General features: G+C 40.4%; 14 protein-coding genes. 11 read left to right on the top strand and 3 right to left on the bottom strand.

The window, feature by feature from the left end; genetic code table 11:
* Positions 1-62: 62 nt before the first annotated feature.
* From KO511_RS00140 to KO511_RS00125, 4 genes are all read left to right on the top strand, one after another.
* Positions 63-7,085, top strand: a complete 7,023-nt coding sequence (locus KO511_RS00140; RefSeq protein ID WP_215985502.1) for a Calx-beta domain-containing protein — start codon at positions 63-65, stop codon at positions 7,083-7,085.
* Positions 7,086-7,284: 199 nt separating this feature from the next.
* Positions 7,285-8,040: a substrate-binding periplasmic protein gene (locus KO511_RS00135; protein ID WP_215985501.1), complete on the top strand. Its 756-nt coding sequence runs from the start codon at positions 7,285-7,287 to the stop codon at positions 8,038-8,040.
* A gap of 162 nt (positions 8,041-8,202) precedes the next feature.
* Positions 8,203-8,874 (top strand): hypothetical protein, encoded by a 672-nt coding sequence (locus tag KO511_RS00130; RefSeq protein ID WP_354668140.1) that lies wholly within the window; start codon positions 8,203-8,205, stop codon positions 8,872-8,874.
* Positions 8,875-8,976: 102 nt separating this feature from the next.
* Positions 8,977-9,639: a DUF2726 domain-containing protein gene (locus tag KO511_RS00125; protein WP_215985500.1), complete on the top strand. Its 663-nt coding sequence runs from the start codon at positions 8,977-8,979 to the stop codon at positions 9,637-9,639.
* Here KO511_RS00125 and KO511_RS00120 read toward each other — a convergent pair.
* Positions 9,636-10,679 (bottom strand): GGDEF domain-containing protein, encoded by a 1,044-nt coding sequence (locus KO511_RS00120; protein ID WP_215985499.1) that lies wholly within the window; start codon positions 10,677-10,679, stop codon positions 9,636-9,638. The two genes, KO511_RS00125 and KO511_RS00120, sit on opposite strands and share 4 nt — an antisense overlap.
* 348 nt (positions 10,680-11,027) lie before the next feature.
* Here KO511_RS00120 and KO511_RS00115 point away from each other — a divergent pair, with 348 nt between their 5' ends.
* A complete protein-coding gene (locus KO511_RS00115) occupies positions 11,028-11,510 on the top strand; it encodes a LabA-like NYN domain-containing protein (protein ID WP_215985498.1) in 483 nt (160 codons plus the stop codon).
* Here the strand turns inward: KO511_RS00115 and KO511_RS00110 are convergent.
* Positions 11,493-11,675, bottom strand: a complete 183-nt coding sequence (locus tag KO511_RS00110; RefSeq protein WP_215985497.1) for a DUF2986 domain-containing protein — start codon at positions 11,673-11,675, stop codon at positions 11,493-11,495. The two genes, KO511_RS00115 and KO511_RS00110, sit on opposite strands and share 18 nt — an antisense overlap.
* A gap of 270 nt (positions 11,676-11,945) precedes the next feature.
* On the opposite strand from KO511_RS00110, the gene KO511_RS00105 reads away from it, so the two are divergent.
* From KO511_RS00105 to KO511_RS00080, 6 genes are all read left to right on the top strand, one after another.
* Positions 11,946-12,662, top strand: coding sequence for a response regulator (locus KO511_RS00105; RefSeq protein WP_215985496.1), 717 nt, complete (start codon positions 11,946-11,948; stop codon positions 12,660-12,662).
* An 18-nt stretch (positions 12,663-12,680) separates the two neighbouring features.
* Positions 12,681-13,988 (top strand): ATP-binding protein, encoded by a 1,308-nt coding sequence (locus tag KO511_RS00100; protein WP_215985495.1) that lies wholly within the window; start codon positions 12,681-12,683, stop codon positions 13,986-13,988.
* An 81-nt stretch (positions 13,989-14,069) separates the two neighbouring features.
* Positions 14,070-14,843: an outer membrane protein OmpV gene (gene ompV / locus KO511_RS00095; RefSeq protein WP_215985494.1), complete on the top strand. Its 774-nt coding sequence runs from the start codon at positions 14,070-14,072 to the stop codon at positions 14,841-14,843.
* Between the two features lie 78 nt (positions 14,844-14,921).
* Positions 14,922-15,839, top strand: a complete 918-nt coding sequence (locus KO511_RS00090) for a VirK/YbjX family protein (protein WP_215985493.1) — start codon at positions 14,922-14,924, stop codon at positions 15,837-15,839.
* A gap of 135 nt (positions 15,840-15,974) precedes the next feature.
* The gene (locus tag KO511_RS00085) at positions 15,975-16,451 is read left to right on the top strand and encodes a DUF2127 domain-containing protein (protein WP_215985492.1); all 477 of its coding nucleotides are present in this window, start codon (positions 15,975-15,977) and stop codon (positions 16,449-16,451) included.
* Positions 16,452-16,666: 215 nt separating this feature from the next.
* Positions 16,667-16,828, top strand: coding sequence for a hypothetical protein (locus KO511_RS00080; RefSeq protein ID WP_252724187.1), 162 nt, complete (start codon positions 16,667-16,669; stop codon positions 16,826-16,828).
* Between the two features lie 133 nt (positions 16,829-16,961).
* Here the strand turns inward: KO511_RS00080 and KO511_RS00075 are convergent, their stop codons facing one another.
* Entirely contained in the window at positions 16,962-18,263 is a 1,302-nt protein-coding gene (locus KO511_RS00075) for a CAP domain-containing protein (RefSeq protein WP_215985491.1), read from the bottom strand.
* Between the last annotated feature and the right edge of the window lie 134 nt (positions 18,264-18,397).

The following is an 18,397-nucleotide window of genomic DNA, read 5'->3' as shown; positions in this document are numbered from 1 at the left end:
ATTCGGCGGCGGCCAACAATGATGGCAGTTATACCATTGCTGGTAATGCGACCGATATTCAGGTGTCGGTTCAAACTCAAGACGACAGTATTTTTGAAGGGTCAGAAACCTTCACATTAAGCGCCAATGCCAGCGCAACGGTGGGCGGTGACAGTTTTAATCTAACTGATTCAGGTACCGGTACTATTACCGACGATTCGGATCGCCCTCAGGTATCCATTGTTGGTGGTGGTGATGTGGCCGAAGGTGATACCGCGAATTTTACTGTCCAGCTCTCCAATACGGCCACTTCCGCGGTGTCTTTCGTCTTAGCGTTGAATGCTGGTGATACCTCATCGCAAGATTTGTCTGCTTATCAATATCAAACCACGGATGGGACTTGGCAGGATGTCCCTGACTCTGGCGAGATTGTTGTTCCGGCGGGCTCTGATTCTGTGAATGTAAAAGTGGTTACCGAGCAAGACAGTGTCTATGAAGGTGATGAAAGCTTCAGCCTGTCGGTCAGCGCTGGTAACGGGACGGTATTAGCGCCAACCTCGACCAGTGCTAGTGCAACGATTTTAGATTTTGCTGATAATCCACCTCAAGCGGAAGACTTTACTGTCACATTGGATCCAAGCGGCAATGCAGGCATCTTCTTTAACAGCAATGATGCTGCTCAAGATCATATCTCTGATAGTGAAGACGACTCAACTCATACCCCATTGGGTGTGGTGATCACTGAGCTGCCTCAGTCAGGACAGCTTTATTATGATAATCAGCTTATAAATACGGGCGATCTCACCACATTTTCGGCCAATGGCGAAGTGATTCATCAAGGGACGGTCTTCGCTGATCCTAATCTCATTCGATACGCTAATGACACTGAGTCTACAGGATTTGTACTCGGCGTTAAGCAAGCGCCTGAAGGTATGGATGGGGCAACCAGCCAGAGCGACTTCCTCAATTGGGGTGAGCCCGTTCAAGGCAATAGTGCCCAGCGTGTTATGCAATTTGAAAATGGTGATACGATCACCATCACCTCATCGGGTCAGTCGTTTACTCAATACTTTGGTGACGCTAACCACATAGGTTATGGACTGGGTGTGGGTAATGATGGTGGTATACAGCAAGGTGAGACCATCACCCTCGATTTCAGTGACCGACCATCCACTTCGGTTGAAGTGGGCTTGGATGGGTTGGGAGGCTGGTTTGAAGAAGGACATAATAAAGAAACGGCAGCAGTCATACAGGCGAGACTTGACGATGGCTCTCTTATTGAAGTCCCTGTGACTAAAGAGACGTCGGGTAATTCAAACTTATTCCATATTGCGACAATTGATGCTCCGGAAGGACGGCAAATCGATGCACTGATAGTGACAACCGATGGACCTGGAAATTGGGAGCTGCGCTATTTGGAGGCGTCGTCTAACGATACGTTCGAGTATCGTGCCGTTGATAGTGACAATAATTACAGCGATGAGAACAGCGTCACCTTGGTTGAGAGTAACGATGCCCCTGTCGCAACGGATGATCCTGTGGCGTTTGATGTGGCATTAGGGACATTCAATTTGGACTCATGGTCTCATGACGGGGTTAGCGTCAGTGCCAGTTACCAAGGTCAAGATAAGTCGATTACGCAAAGTGGTGTAAAACGCGGTGTGTCAGGCGATGAAAATGGTGGTCCAGGTGCTCAAATCCAATACAATCGAGAGGAGGGTGAGTCAGAGCAGTTAAAAGTCTCGCTCGATAAACCCGCCACAGAATTCAGTTTTGCGATCTCGAACTTGTATAAAGATGAAGGTGGTAGTGGTAACCATGAGCAGGGTAAATGGGTCGCTTATTTAGGCGATAACCCAGTGGCCAGCGGAACCTTTGTGGCGAATGAAAGCAATAATCGAGGCTCTTACCATTTCGATGAGCAGGACTTAGGCGGGGTTGCTTTTGATAGTGTTGTCTTTGAGGCGATAGATTTTACTCATATTCCCGCTCGCGGCAGTGATGCTTCAGATTATTTCTTAACGGGTTTTAAAGCGTCAGGTGAGGGGGCTTATGCTGCTAATCAAGGCGATGTTGTTGAGATACCGTTGACAGCGCTATTGGGTAATGATGTCGACCCTAATGGTGATAATATTCGTATTACCCATTTGTCAGAAGTCAACCATGCGGATGCACGGATTGAAAACGGCATTGTGTATATAGATTTAGACGATGACTTTGTTGGCGATACAAGCTTTGATTATGTGATTACTGATGATAAAGGCGGGTACGCCGAGGCGACGGTTTCGATGGTGGTCAATCCATTGCCCCAAGATGTGGCGGTCAATTCCATCTCGATGTTTGAAGACTCGGTCATTGAAGGGGAAGATCTTGTTTATCAGGTGAGCTTAGACGAGGGTGTGCTGCAAGAAACGCGATACAGTGTGACGTTTGGTCAACCTGGATCTGACAGTGCAGATAATACGGATGTTGATTTGAGCAACGTGATGTTCACTCATGGTGTCACCTATGATGCGGCGGCTCAACAGGTGGTGGTTCCGGTTGGTGTTAATGCTTTCTCTGTAGTGATCCCTACGGTACTTGATGGTACGTATGAACACACCGAAGCGTACACATTGACACTTGGTGGGCAGCAAGCGACCGGTACGATTGAAAATGCGGATATCCCACAGGTATCTGTCTCAGAAGGAGGCAGTATTAGTGAAGGCTCTGCGGCAGAGTTTACGGTTTCATTAAGTAAAAATACAGCGGAAGCGGTCACAGTGAATGTGTCCTTGGCTCATTTGGATACCGATAGCGCGGATATCAGTGTGATGGAAGCGGCTTATCAAAATGGTGAAAGTTGGCAAGCCATATCGATTGCCCCCAATGGCGATGTTATTCTGCCCGCAGGAGTGACTCAGGTTCGCGTAACCGTCCAAACAATGGATGATAACGCACAGCCGGTATATGAAGGGCCAGAGCGATTCGAACTTACTGTGACGGGTGTGGATGGCGCCGAAGGCTCAGCCTCAAGTATTTCGACGATAGTTGATGATGGCAGTGTTGGCTCAGATGATGATCGCCCAATTATTGAAAGTGTCAGTGATGTAACTGTCGCTGAAGGTAATGATGCTATCTTTAATGTCACTTTGTCTAGTGAAAGTAACACAGATACACATGTTATATTAGAGCTAAAAGAAAGAAAGGCCTCATCACCTGAGGATTATGATGGTCGTCTCGTTACTGTAACCTACGGTGATCCACAGCAAGCCCAAACACTCCCTATTCTCAACGGATTGTTTGAGTTTGATTTACCTGCGGGTGAAACGGATTTCTCAGTGGCTGTTAAAACTGTCGATGATGAAGTTTCAGAGAATAACGAGACGTTTTTACTTGTTGCGAAAACGGATTATCAATCAAATCAAGTAAGTGCCAAAGCAACAATTGAGGACAACGAAAAACCAGTAATTGATTTAGATGGTAGCCAATATCAAATTGAATTTGTCAGTGAAGATGCTGGCTATCGAAATGTATTTGGCTATTACGTTTACGATCCTGACTCAGAGACACAACAACTCCAAATTTTAATGTCAGATTCTCATGACTCTCGCCAAAGTAGTTTTGAACCAGTCCTTGTTACCCTAGGTAGCTTAGATAACGTTGAATATTTCCTCATTGCCGATGGAGCGGGCTTGGTTGATAGCGTAACGCTAGGGGCAAGTTTTGAGGTTGATACTGATGGCAGGTTGATTATCAACGGCAATATTCAACCTAATACCAAGGTATTGCTAAGCCATGATGAAGCGTCACTAATGAGAACGTCTGTGAACGATAATGGCGATACCATCATCAATTTTGATGACCAAGTCGATCACGCACATGATGACAATGATTATGACGATCTTGTTATCAAAATTGCCAAGCAAGATACCAACATTGACTATAGTACTGATTTTGTTGAGGGGGATGGAGCAGTTTCTATTGTGGATACTGATGCTGATATCTTCGATGATAAAGACTCGATTCAGTCTATGCACGTTTTATTAAATAAAGTTTATGAGGGTGACCAACTTACGTGGTCAGCTATGTCTGGTTTCAGTGTAAATCAAACTAATACTGCAACAGGGTTGAGTTTACTCATTACTAGTAATGTTTCCGGTGGCGTTTCTGCCGCAGAGTTTGAGGCTTTCCTTGAAGGGATTAAATATGAAAATATTAGCGAAAACCCTGATGAAACAGTGCGAGAAATAGATGTTTATGTGACAGACTCATATGGTCAAAGTTCAGAGACTGCAACAACGACTATTACTGTTAGTAAAGTCGCTGATTTAATAGTAGAGCAGAATTCTGTTGGTATAGAAGATGGCGATATTACACTAAATGTTACGGTTCCGCAGGGTAGCTCGGTAACTGGCGTTGTACTCAATAACTTACCACAGGGTGTAGTTTTAAAGTCAGGTAATGATCTTGTCCCTATTAACAATGGAGAGGCAAGATTAACTTCGCAGCAGTTGTCACAACTCACTATAACACCACCCAATGACAGTGATGATAACTTCATAGTTAATGTGAATGGATACACTTCTTCCAATGAACTTATAGAAGAACATACAATAAATGTTCAAGTTGATGCGGTTACAGACATACCAACTATTACTGTATCCGACGCGGAAGTCATCTCACAGCAAGATTTTGATTCTATCGAATTGGGTAATAGTTCATGGCGTGGGAATGTTACGTCTAGCGAGTTGACCCAAGCTGATGGTGTTGAAGGTACATGGGGTACTGATAATAGCAATAATTACAATGAAGTTGGTAAAGAAACGGTTTACCGCGGTGGTGTTTTAGATAAGACTAATCATATATACGAGCTAGAAGGGCGTAATGGCGATGACCAAGTGTTTACTCAGTTTAACGCTGAGGCTGGGCAATTTTATACGCTCTCATTTGATGTTGTTGCTCGTAGGGTCAATGACTCACCAATGACAGTTTTCCTTGAAGATGAGAGTGGTCATCGTGAAGTACTGTTTGAATACACCGACCAACAAAGTATTAATTGGCAAACCGAGAACATAAATTTCCAAACATCGTCTGACGGCGACTATAAAGTTGTTTTTGAGTCAGAGACCTCTTCAAATAGTTATGGTGCATTACTAGATGATATTAGGCTAGAAAAAGCAGATAACATTGGATTTGAAAATAGCTATATACCTCTGAGCGATATTTTAGTCAGTTTAAGTGATAGTGATGGTTCAGAAACGCTTTCTCTTATTTTAAACGGGCTGCCTGAAGATACGATAATTCGTGATGGCAATGGCAACTCTATGACTGTTGTAGCCACAGTTGATGGGAAAAACAGTACTGACCTTTCAGCATGGAGTGATGATCTAACTGAGCTAGAAGTGTATGTATCTAATGATGGAGTTTACCCGCTCGAATTTATTGTCTCGGCTCAGGATAATGTACCCGCAAATACAGAGTCGGTAAGTAAAGTAGTTAATCTTACGGTATTACCTTCATTTATAACTTATGAGTTTGAGTCAGGATCTCATGGTAATGATGTTATTACCGGTAATGATGATCATGAAGTCATTGTTGGTGATGTTCAGGGTATTCAGATTATCGCAGGCCAAGACTATAATATTGCGTTTGTGCTCGATACCTCTGGCAGTATGCGAAATACAGTTGGTCAAGCAAAATCTGAAATACTAGAGGTATTCGATCAATTACACAGTACAGTCAATTCTGGCCCTAACGCAGGCAAGGTAAATATACTCCTAACTGAGTTTTCAACAAGCACAGGTGTAATTATATCGGTTGATTTGAATTCGCCAACTGCACGTGAAGACTTCGTTGCTCAACTAAGTGATATTGAAGATTCAGGTAGCGGTTTCACAAACTATGAAGCGAGCTTTGATGCGACTATTGAGTGGTTCGATGCAAGCACCAATAGTCAGGCTGAGAACATCACCTATTTTATCACCGATGGAAACCCTAACTATATTCAAAGGAGTAAAATTGGTGAAAGTCAATTTGATGAGCTTGTTTTAGACTTTGATACGTCAACTAAAAATTTAGTAACACTAGAAGATATATTACCTCCTGATTATATTCTTGGATCATCTGTAACTTACAAAGGGCAAGAAATCATTTCTGATACAGGAATGGTTAAGTCTCCTTTGACAGGTGCTGGTTTAGGTAATATTACCAATTCAAACGGCCTTAGATACAGTGATAGTAATTCAATAACTATTCAGACCCGCCATATGTACCAATTATTGGCACTGGTTTCTTCGATTGAAGCAATCGGTATCGGTAATGGAATAAATGCTGCGACTCTATCGCAGTACGATACGGATGGTGCAGTAGTATCAAATATAAACGTTGATCAATTAGCGGAGACAGTTCTTGGTCAGGAGATCGCTTTAGAGCAAGGTGAAGATCAGATTCTTGGAGGACATGGTGACGATATATTATTCGGAGATCTTATCAATTTTGATAACATAGATGGACAAGGCGTTTCTGCACTTCAGAAATACGTTGCTGCTGAGACTAGAAGCCCATTAGTAGATGTATCTGCTGAAGAAGTAAGTAATTTTGTTCGACAACATTATACCGAATTTGATGTTTCACGTGATGGAGACCAGAACGATATTCTTTCAGGAGGAAGTGGTAATGATGTTCTCTATGGTCAAGGTGGAAATGATATACTAGACGGTGGTTCTGGAAATGATATTCTTCTCGGAGGAGAAGGCGATGATATTTTGATCGGTGGTCTAGGCAGTGACATATTGTCTGGCGGTGCAGGTCATGACCAATTTGTTTGGCGAGATAATGAACTTGATGGGGGCACGGATGTTATTACAGACTTCCATGTTTCTGAAGATAAAATCGATATCTCTGATCTGCTTACCGCAGGGGAAACGATGGATGACCTTCTTCCTGATATATCAGCCAATGCTATAGATAATAATATTGAGTTGACTATTCATAGAGATAGTGGCCAGTATCAGTCCATTAAGCTGGAGAATGTTGCAGATCAACTCAGTGGTCTTAATATTAATCATGGTAATATAGTCGGTAATGATCTTACGGATCTCCTTAATGAAATAATTGTTATGTAAGCTTAATAAGGGCTGTAAGGCCCTTTACTACCTATCATTTTTAACGTTTTCTGTTATTTTCAAGAGCTGTTAACATGCTTACACCTTAGTTGATAATTTTACAAAATTAATACTTTACGAGTGTTTCCAACCTAGACGAATGATACATACGACTCTACAGTTTATTGATATACATAATCATTAATGAATGATGGTCGATATGAAATTGTTTAGATTCTTAATAACCATGCTATTCCCTTTTTCAACGGTTGCGGCGGAGCTGAATGAGCTGCGTTTTCTTACCGAAGAATACCCGCCATACAATTATACCCAAGATGGAAAAAAAAAGGGTATCTCCATTGATTTGCTTATTGCGGCTGCAAAGTCTCAGGAAATCGATATTAAGTTGGAAGATATTGAGGTCCAGCCATGGGCAAGGGCTTATCGTACTACATTGATTAAATCTGATGCAGTCCTGTTCTCCACCACACGGACAAGGTTACGTGAACATTTATTTAAGTGGGTGGGCCCGCTTAGTAATACACGCATTGTTGCGATGGCGAAAAAATCACGTGGTATTAAAATCCAAGCGGCACTTGATTTTGTTAAATACCGAATTGGGGTGATACGAGATGACGTTGGTGAGCAACTGATGCTTGAACTTGGTGTTCCCAGAGACGGTATGCATGAAGCTACATTACCTGAGGATTTGGCTGACCAACTTGCGAAAGAGCGTATCGATATATGGGCTTATGAAGAAAACGTATCTAAATGGTGGTTAAAGAAAAAAGGCTATAAAACGGATGACTATGAGCCGGTATTCGTCCTTAGCGATGGGGAACTCTATTATGCTTTTAACAAGAAAGTAGATGATAAGTTGATAGAGCAGTTACAGCTTGGTATTGATCAAATGAAGAGTACTAATGGTGAGGCGGGGGTGTCTAAGTACCAAGAAATTATTGATAAATATCGTTGATAGAATTTTTTTTCTTTAAGGAATTGAAATATGCGTTTGCTAGCAATCCTGCTTTGCATAATGTGTTTGCCGTTGTATGCACAAGATAATATGACTCTCATATTACCTTCATAACAAGATGGGGGACACCGATTTTATCACGAGCTATTATATACTGCCTTGGTGAATTCTGGTTACGCTGTCACAATTGATATTCCTAAAGAGCATATACCACAAAAGCGTGCAATAAAAATGGTTGAAAGTGGTCAGCTTTCGTTGATTTGGTTGATTGGTACAGAAGAAAGAAATCAAAAATACATCCCAGTAAAAGTGCCACTTACCGATGGAATGATAGGTAAACGAATTCTACTTATCCCTAGCAGCCTTAAACATAAGTTTAGTGAAATAAACAGCCTAGAGGATTTTCAGAAATCAGGGTTGGTGGCAGGGCTTGGTGTGAATTGGTATGACGTAGATGTGTGGAAAACCAATCAATTGCCGGTTTATTTGGAAGATGGAGAGTGGAGATCTTTGTATTCTAAGTTAACTGCAAATGGTGCGGTTAATTATTTTCCAAGGGGAATGACGGAGATACTTGGAGAAGCAAAGCAAAATCCTCATCTCTCAATCGAGCAGCATTTAATGCTCGTCTACGAAAAAGACTTTTATTTTTATCTTTCTAAATCAGCAGCGAGCTATCATCCTGCTATAGAAAAAGCTCTAAAAGAGGCCCGAAAAACGGGGTTAATGGCTGAACTTATCAAAAAGCATTGGCAGCATACTTTTGAACAAATCAAGCCAGAGCAAAGAGTGACCATAAAACTTAGCTTACCTCAAGCTAGCTCCCACAAATAATGTTGAATTCTTATAAAAACCTGACTTATCCACTAAGTTAGCGTATAAATTCAAGAAGGTACAATATATTTCTCCGACTAGCTAGAGTGATTATAACGGATTATGGAAAGTGTTTTTATTATTGTTGCTTTACTTGTTCTGTTCTTTTTCTTCGTTCAAAAACGTTATGCAAAACAAGATGAGTTAAAAGACAGTCATTTTAAGAAGAAAGGCGCTTTACTCAATATGCAAGAGACTGCGTTTTATAATGCTTTGTTAAGTGCCGTAGGGCAGCATGGTGTTGTGATGTCTAAGGTTAATATGACGAGCGTGTTGGCGCCTATGGAAACCAATAAGAAGCAGTGGTTCATAGCCAATAACCGGATCTCTAAGAGCTATTTCGATTATGTTGTGTGTGATCCTAGAACTTTACAAGTTCGTGTTGCCATAGAGTTAGATGATGGAAGAGAGCTTGATAAAGGTAAGACTGAGCGGCAAAAACTGCTTATGCATGTTTGTAAATCTTCTGGTATTCCACTTATTGGTACTTCAGTCAAGCATAGTTATCAAGTTAGTCGCCTGAGGCGTCTACTCGCCACACATATTGATTTGATTGAGCCAGATAAGGAGGTTCGATTTTGTAAGCGTTGCGGAAGCCCTATGGTGATAAAAACTGCCTCTCAAGGGGAGTTTAAGGGGCGGCGCTTTTTTACCTGCAGTCGGCAGCCTCAATGTACTTATACGGAAAACTACAATGTTATATTTGATGAAGAAGATTTTGTTTAAGAACTATTGGCTAAGGCTTGTTCTTGTTGATAACACACCATAACTTGATTTCGACCATTCTTTTTCGCTTTGTAGAGTTCTTTGTCAGCATTTCTAAGCACACTATCTAGGCCATTAAATAAATCACACTGATAAATACCAATACTTGCTGTTAAAGAAATTGGCTGCTCACTTGTATTAAATTTATAGCTTTCGATAGCGGCCCTAATTTCCTCAGCTTTGATGAGAGCATCATGAATGTCGGTGTTGTGCAATGCAATGCAAAATTCTTCACCGCCAATTCTGTATACTAGGTGCTCGTCACATAATCGGTCGACTAAAGCTGCGGTTTGTATGAGCACTTTATCTCCTACATCATGGCCATACATATCATTGACTTGCTTAAAGTAATCAAGATCTAATACTAAGAGTGATAGAGGTAGTTGCTTACTTTCTTGCCGATAACGTTCAAAATTATGAACTAATGCATGCCTGTTATATACGCTAGTTAAAGCATCACGAGAAGCAAGCTGACCCAGTGAAGCCTCTGAGGTTTTTCTTTTCACTTCTAGTACGTGGCTGGCTAACCAAACACTTAGGTAGGCGGTAGCAAAGTTGAGTGGCAATTCCCATCTTATTTCATCACTCTCCACTATGCACTTATCGATAATCAAACTCAATTGTATGATATAACCGACCATAGTAGCGATCACACCATACCTTTTACCTAAAATAAGGTAAGACAAAACGGGGTAGAGAAAACTCCAGACTAATACTCCATTATCAATGGTATAAACAAAAGTATTAAAAGAAATTAAAGTTATAAAAGAATAAATATAACAGTTTGATAATAGTAGTGAAGTATTACTGTTATAGCTCCTAAATGCTACATAGCAAGAGAAGCAGCAAAAAAAGGACTGTGCTATTGCCACCTGAGGGTAACCATCTAAAAATCCATTGATTGTAATACCTGTAAGGGAAAGAGAGCCTAGTAAAGTACTCAGCCAAAACAAGACTGCACGGCGTACGTGCCTAGAAGGGTTAAATATATCAAGCTCCATTAAATTAGCCTTGTAATAATGTGCATTTATATGAATATCGAATAATAGTATGCTTTTCGTATGGGGAATCAAGCTTGATGTTGAACCAGTATCACACATTTCTAACTCTGTATGACTTTATAACAGTGTTTTTTACGATTTTATGAATATAAGTTATTTTATTCACAGAAGTTTCTTGATTTATCACAGTCATAGATCTAACTCAATTCGATAATGGATTTGTTCTGTATTGGAATTTGCTTCACGTTAATAATAATCTTGATATGTTTCTCTTTTATGCTCGCCTTTAGCTTTGAAGCAATGGTAAGCTTTGGAAAAATTTCACGAAGTAGGTTTACGGAGGATCTAGTGGAGAAAGTGGCAATTTTTGTTGATGTTCAGAATATTTACTATACGACGAGAGATAAATACCAAGCGAACTTTGATTATAACCAGTTCTGGTACATTGCAACTCAAGGGCGAAATGTAGTAGAGGCCAATGCTTATGCTATTTCTTCTCAGGATCCCAAGCAAAGGCAATTTCACCATATTCTCCGTGGTATTGGCTTCAACGTTAAACTGAAACCGTTCATCCAAAGGCGGGATGGTAGTTCTAAAGGTGATTGGGATGTCGGTATTGCACTAGATATTTATGAAGTAGCAAGTCAAGTTGATCGAGTGATACTTTTGTCTGGGGATGGTGACTTTGAAGTCTTAGTGCAAAGGGTACAACAAAGATTTGCTACTAAAGTAGATGTGTTTGCAGTCCCTGGGCTTAGTGCACAATCACTAATTGACGCATGTGACAACTATATCCCTATAGAAAGAGATCTGTTACTCAGAGCAGTCTAGATTAGGGGTGATGGTAGTACTTTCGCAAGTATCTGAAGCTTGAGTTTCAGCCTCAGCACGCTCTGCTTTTGATATATAGCGAGGCTGGTTACTTTTGTGTAACTTAGAATTCCTCTTCTTTTGCTTCGCTTTTAAGATTTGGTTGATTTTTTTCTTACGGTTCATTTCTAACCCCTTTAACTAGTCGAACGGATAATAACAAATCTCGCATTACTGTTCATCTAAAATAAAGTGATTTTAGACATTCAATTGGCGATACAGCTGCCATGATTTTGTGAACCACAAGCATAGTTGATAATTATGCCAATGATAAATATTGTTTCAATTGTATAGTGTTCAAAATATAAAGGGCGTGCGCATTATTTATACAGTATTTTGTCAGTGTTTACGCTACTATTAGGTCACTTCAAACTAAGAACTTTGGCTGAATGGTAGATGAGCCCTTTACAATCCTTATTTATCGTTGAAGATGACGCAAAACTACGTTCAATGCTTGCTGAATATTTCGTAAAGCATGATTTTGATGTCACGACATTCGAAGATGGAAATAGTGCCGTTGATGCTATTGTCGAGCAACAGCCTAAAATCTTATTACTTGACCTTATGTTGCCCGGAACTGATGGCTTGACGATTTGTCGGCAAATAAGATCTAAGTACTTTGGTCAGGTGCTAATATTAACCGCCAGCGATGATGATTTTGATCATGTCGCGGCACTAGAAATTGGGGCCGATGACTTTGTCAGCAAACCCATTAAGCCACGAGTATTACTTGCTAGGATAAGAATGCTCATGAGGCGAGCGATAAATAATGAGCTTTCTTATGAAGGTGAATCAACCACAGTAAACACTTTAAGCTATGGTGAACTAAGCCTGAATCGAGCCCGTAAAGTGTGCTTACTGAATGGTGAACAAGTCAACATGCCAGATAGTGATTTTGATTTGCTTTGGTTATTGGCAAGTTTTCCAGATCAAGTGTTATCTCGTGATGTCTTAACCAAGAACTTAAGAGGTATTGAGTACGATGGTTTAGATCGTACCATTGATAATAAAGTGGTTAGTTTGCGCAAGAAACTGGGCGATAGTTCAGCGACACCTAAACGCATTATAACTGTAAGAGGCAAAGGGTATTTGTTTGTACCTGACAGTTGGTAAACTTGAGGATAGAGTGTTATGCGCCGGTTCTACATAGAAGCTTTTGCTGGGCTACTGTTACTATTTACGCTCAGTCTCATGGCGTATGAAGTTCTCGTTTATCAGATTAATACCGATTACGACTATGTTCTTGAGGATCTTGAAGGAGCGGCATTCAGAGAAATTCTAATGTCTATTTCTGAGACTCAAGGAGAAAAGGAAGCATTAGGAATTCTGCGAGACTTCACTAATCAGACGGCAAAAACGCTAAAAGTCTTTCCCTTATCAAATGTGCCCTCTGCTGTAAAAGAGTACTTTAATCATGAAAGGACCCACCTGTTTACTTTTTACGATGATGAGCGTGAATTTTGGTTTATGCTTTCTTCCCCAGATATCGTATATAGAATAAAGCCGGATGTTGAGTCTAGTTTGCGCCGAGCAATCGCTTTTGATGATGACTTGCTTTGGGGGTTTATTATCGTCGGCTTTTTCATTTATACCTCTGGGCTTATCTGGTTTCTAAGTCGTCGAGTTAGGGTACTTGAAGAAGTTACAGTAAAATTTGCTCAAGGCGATTTTAACTCACGAGCTCCGACAGGAAGCCGTCATCGGGTTGGCTCTTTAAATGACAGCTTTAATTACATGGCTGATAAGATTTCAGATCTTATTACAAGTAACCGTTCCTTAACGAACTCAATTGCTCATGATTTAAGAACACCTATTTTCCGGATTCAGTGGCAAGCTGAGATACTACAGGATGAAAATCTAACCCAGGTACAGCATGACAAGATAGCCAGTATCATAGAAGATACGGAGGAAATGGAACAAATGGCTGATGAATTGCTCTATTTTGCAAAAGTTGAGAGACCAGAAACCGTTTTAAATATTGAATCTATTGAATTGCTGACGTATGTAAAAGGATTGGTTAGTAAACTTCCGAGTAACCATTACAATATTATTGAGCTTGATATCCCCGATTCTATAGTGGCTGAAATAGATTCTGCACTTATCAAACGAGCTATTAGCAACCTTATCTCTAATGCTTTGCGTTATGTGAATCGGAAAATTCGAGTGTCTGCCCTTCGGGATATGGGTGATGTTCTAATTGTTGTAGAAGATGATGGCCCTGGTATTCCGGTGGAACATTGGAATGCTATTTTTGATCCATTTTACAGTGTTGACCCTTCCAGAAATAAATCAAATGCTGGATTTGGCCTTGGACTGGCAATCGTAAAGCTTATTACTGATCGCCATGGAGGGAGTTCTCAGGTTGGCGTGAGCTCTCTAGGAGGAGCTAAGTTCACTTTACGGATCCCTTGTTTGTCAGTTTTGCCGGACAATTCGTGACACTTGTGCGACAAAGTCGTCATATTTATAAATCTAATAGTTTTGTACAGTGTTCACAATAAGTAACACGAGGACAAAATATTGAAAAAGCTTACTCTAATAATTGCAGCATTAACAGTAGCTAACACTGCGTATGCCAATGACGCCTATATTCGTAATGGTAATATTTATTCCAAAGAAAATAGTTGGGTTGCTGAGCTTGGCGCTGCGGGTATGACAGATTTATACAAAGGTCAAAAATATAACGTATCTCCACTTGCTAACTTTGGATATCAAGGAGAAGATCTTAATGTTACGTTGCAAAGTGTTAACTACCGTTTTCTTGGTAACAATAGCGATGTGTTCAATCTAAGTGGTTACTTGGGTACCTCTGGTCTTATGTACGACAAAGATACTTCAGATTTCCTAAAAGGTATGGATAAACGCCGCCTTAGCTTAGATGTTGGTATTAATGCTGATTTCCACCTAACTCAAGGCACCATCTCAACTTATTATCAACATGATGTAGTAGATACATATGGCGGTTACCTAACTGGGGTGAAGTACTTCTTACCTTTGACTATCGGCAAAGCAGACTTTGTTCCGTTTGTGGGTATTTCATACCAAAGTAAAGACTATGTTGATTATTACTTCGGTGTACAAGACAAAGAAGCGACACAAAAACGCAACGCTTACAAAGGGAATAGCGATGTATCTTACGACGTCGGCTACAAAGTTATTTTGCCACTCAGTGACAATTGGCAGTTGACTCAAACGACGAGTTACACACGTCTTGGTGACGAAATTGCTGACTCACCTATCGTAGATAGTGCAAATCAGTGGTTGGTTGGAGCGGCTGTTTCTTACAGCTTTTAATGTTTTTACCTCCTAGTTTTTAGCCTGACCACTTGGTCAGGCTTCTTGCCTTGTGCCCCGTTTAGTCAAAGTGTCGCTATGTTTATCAATTACATTCATTTTATTCAGTCTTTACCTAAAGTGGCTAAGAGCGTATACCCAGATATTCGGGGCGCAAAAAAGCTACGTTATAATGCACGCTTTTGTATGTGGTCTATGTTTAAGCCCTCGGTGTTACAGAGCCTACAGAAATTGTTTGAGCAACCAGAGTTTCAGCCGATAAGAGAACAAAACCCTAGAATTCTTGAGAAGCCTCTTAAACCTTATGTTTGTTTAAACTGGCGTCCACATCAGAGAGCCATAAAAATTCATGAGCACTTCCATGCACTATGTCAGATGTATGGTGCTGATATGGCGCGTTTTTACACCAATGATGGCTGGCGTTTACTTAGTATACTCGACTGTTCGATCATATTATGTTCAGGACCGGAGAGGGAAGGTTCTTTAGCTTTAAAATTGGTTGACCAAAGTCAGCGTGATTTGTTTACTCTCGCTTTCAATATCTCTACTACGCCAAAGCATGAAATTCATATTGGAGCATTGCAGGGGCCTAGTGATTGTATTACTGATCGTGGTGATATTATTAAGTCTCTCACAAAAGGAATGCATGGCTTGAGACCCAAAGCATTAATGCTTGAAATTCTTCTTATGTTGGCAAAGGAGTGGGGGATTGGTTCTATTTATGGTATTACCAATAGAGGACATGTTTACCAAGCTTTGAGATATATTGGTTCAAAGCGTTCAAGTATCAGCTATCAATACGGCGAGCTTTGGGCCGAATATGGCGGTAGTCAGGTAACAAAATACCTGTACGATATTCCATTAGAGCCAGTTCGCAAAGATCCTAGCAGCCTGAACAAAAACAAGCGTCGATTATATACCAAGCGATATGCATGGCTAGAAGGAGTAAGAGATAGTATTCATTCTCGGCTGGCTGATTTAAAACCAAATATATAAAATCGTAATTATTTTATTAAAAGCATTATTAATAATTATATTCTTGCGAAGATTTGACACAGTTTTCACTTAAGATTAAATCGTCATGATACTGTCATTGACGTTATGCTCAAAGATGTATGAGGTATGAGCGTTATGCAGGTTGGAACAAAATCAGGTTTGAAGGTCATTGCTATTTTAGAAGCGTTAAAAGGCTTTCTTTCTTTTGCTGTTGTCTTAGGAATATATTTTTTTCCGAGTAATGATTTGCGGCAATTAGCTGAGCTGTTGGTTCAGCATTTTCATTTAAATCCTGTTCATCCTATATCAGAGATGATTATTGATTTGTCGAAGCGAATTCCCCAGTTAAATATGAACTTGCTTATGGCGGTAGCTGCTTTATACACCTTCGTTAGGTGGATAGAGGCTTATGGTTTGTGGAATGGACTTCGTTGGACTGAGTGGCTAGCGCTGGTTAGTTGCGCAGTTTATGTGCCATTTGAGATTTATGCCGTTATTCATCGTCCAGGGGGAGTTTGTATTACGTTACTTGTAATTAACCTTGGAATCATTGCGTATATAGCCAGTACACTTTATAGTAAGCCCGAATCAAATTTTGCAGCACAAAATTAATCTGTGCTGAATGTCATATTTGTGTTGTAAAACCACTATAAAATACAGTGAATAGTGTAATCAGGTGTCAAAAATTGCAAACCTGAGTATGCTATGACTGGTTTGATAGTCAAAAGCAGTTAGAGTTTTAAAAGCAGGATTTTTGCTTGTATGTACAAGATAGACAACGTCAGGAGAGCGCCATGTATAAATATTGCCCGAACTGCGGAATAGAAATGATTGACAAAAATCAGGTTTCTATATGCCCGAGAAATGATATTGGAGAGTGTTCTTATGACGGGTATCAAAACTCCGTAGCAACAAAAAGTGAAGACTATTCAATCGTAGAGTTTGATAAAGCGACCAAAAAAGTGTGCTCTTCATCAGCTCAAGCCTGATAAATGTAAGGTAATACGATAAACAAAGCCCGCTTTTAAAAGCGGGCTTTGTTTTTCTCTGTTCAGAGGATAGAAAATTAATCAAAAATTTATACTTTATGCATCTAAACAACAAGAATGATTTCAAGCGTTTTTAGTTAAAATCTTGAGTCCAATATGACATCTTTGATGGTTTTGACCTGTCTACCCTGAATCCTATCCCCATTTTTGTACGGCGATGACCCATCACGTTTTGACAGTGACCTGCGTGACCTACCCAACTATTAAGACCAGCGTTATTAACTTGGCCGTCACTTCTCGGATTGGTATAACCGAAGATAGGGCTAACAGCTGTGTAAAAAGCAAGAACAAATGAATTTTGAGCTGCACTGTTAGCAATAAAATGATCTTGTTTGTTTGTTCGATGTTGTTCATTTGAGTTTAATTGAGCATTATTGGCAGTGGCTTCATCCCAAGCAATGGGTGAGACTGCCGGATAAATGCCAGCAGCAGATGACTTAGACATATCGCAATATCGCGGGGTAGATCTTGCACAATTAGTCGCAATGACTGACTGATACTTGATACTATTACGACTTGAGTCATCGGGGATGTTGACGATTCGACACCATCTCTCATCAGCGATGCCTTGACCTGGCATTCCCCAAATTGAACCACTGAGTATTTGGCTCTTATCCAATGATGCAAAGTCTACAATTACGTCCGTATTTATCTGGCTTAAATCCAATTTAACCTTTCCAGATGAGGCGTCTACCTGAAATATTGAAGCGCCAGCTTGTTGTAGAGCAGCGGCAATTTTGGGTCTCTGCATCTGCTCCCAAGCGTTACCGAAACTTGCTTGCGACTGATCAGCTTGCGCCAATGAGATAAATTGATAGGTGGGCAACGTTTGCTCAGAACCCTGCTGATTTCTGGATACAACGCTTCCAAGGGTTTCAAACGTTAAAGAGCTGTCGAACACGGCATTGTTAAATACATAGGTCGCTAAATGTTCATTAGAGCAGGAGTTAGTTACCATATCGTATCTATATTCAGAAAAAACACCATCAACAAGTAGTTGTTGGTTTTTTCTTTGTGAGCTTAATCCAACTGCTTGATAACAGTGCCAGTCATTCACGAAACGACTGTCATTATCTATGATGATTGTTGGAACCGGGATAGTTATAGCAACCTTTTGGGTATCTCCGTCTTTGAATGCAGGAAGGATTGGTTTAACAGCGATTGATGAATAGTTAGATACTACCCCTCCTTTTTCAATCAGCCCTTCTATGGCAAAGAGCACGTTGCCTGTGAGTTGCTTAGTTTTAGGCTGTATAGCAGTCAGGTTGGATTGCTGGCTAGAATTCTCATTATTCCCTGCCGATGAACCTTCTCCACCACACCCTGACATGGTGAGGGTAGTTAGTACTGCTGCTGATAAATTTTGGAGCCTCATAAGTTAATCCATAACTATATATTATTCTTTGGTTATATGATGTTGCCTCATAGTACTGATTCAAATTTCAGGTGAATGTCAAAGGTCTTAATTATTGACTGTGAATTTGCAAAGATACGACTTTTCTAACTGTA

Source organism: Vibrio hepatarius (assembly GCF_018860525.1).
GTDB lineage: Bacteria > Pseudomonadota > Gammaproteobacteria > Enterobacterales > Vibrionaceae > Vibrio > Vibrio hepatarius_B.
Note: the sequence above shows the minus strand (reverse complement) of the source record. Positions and strands in the feature narration are given on the sequence as shown.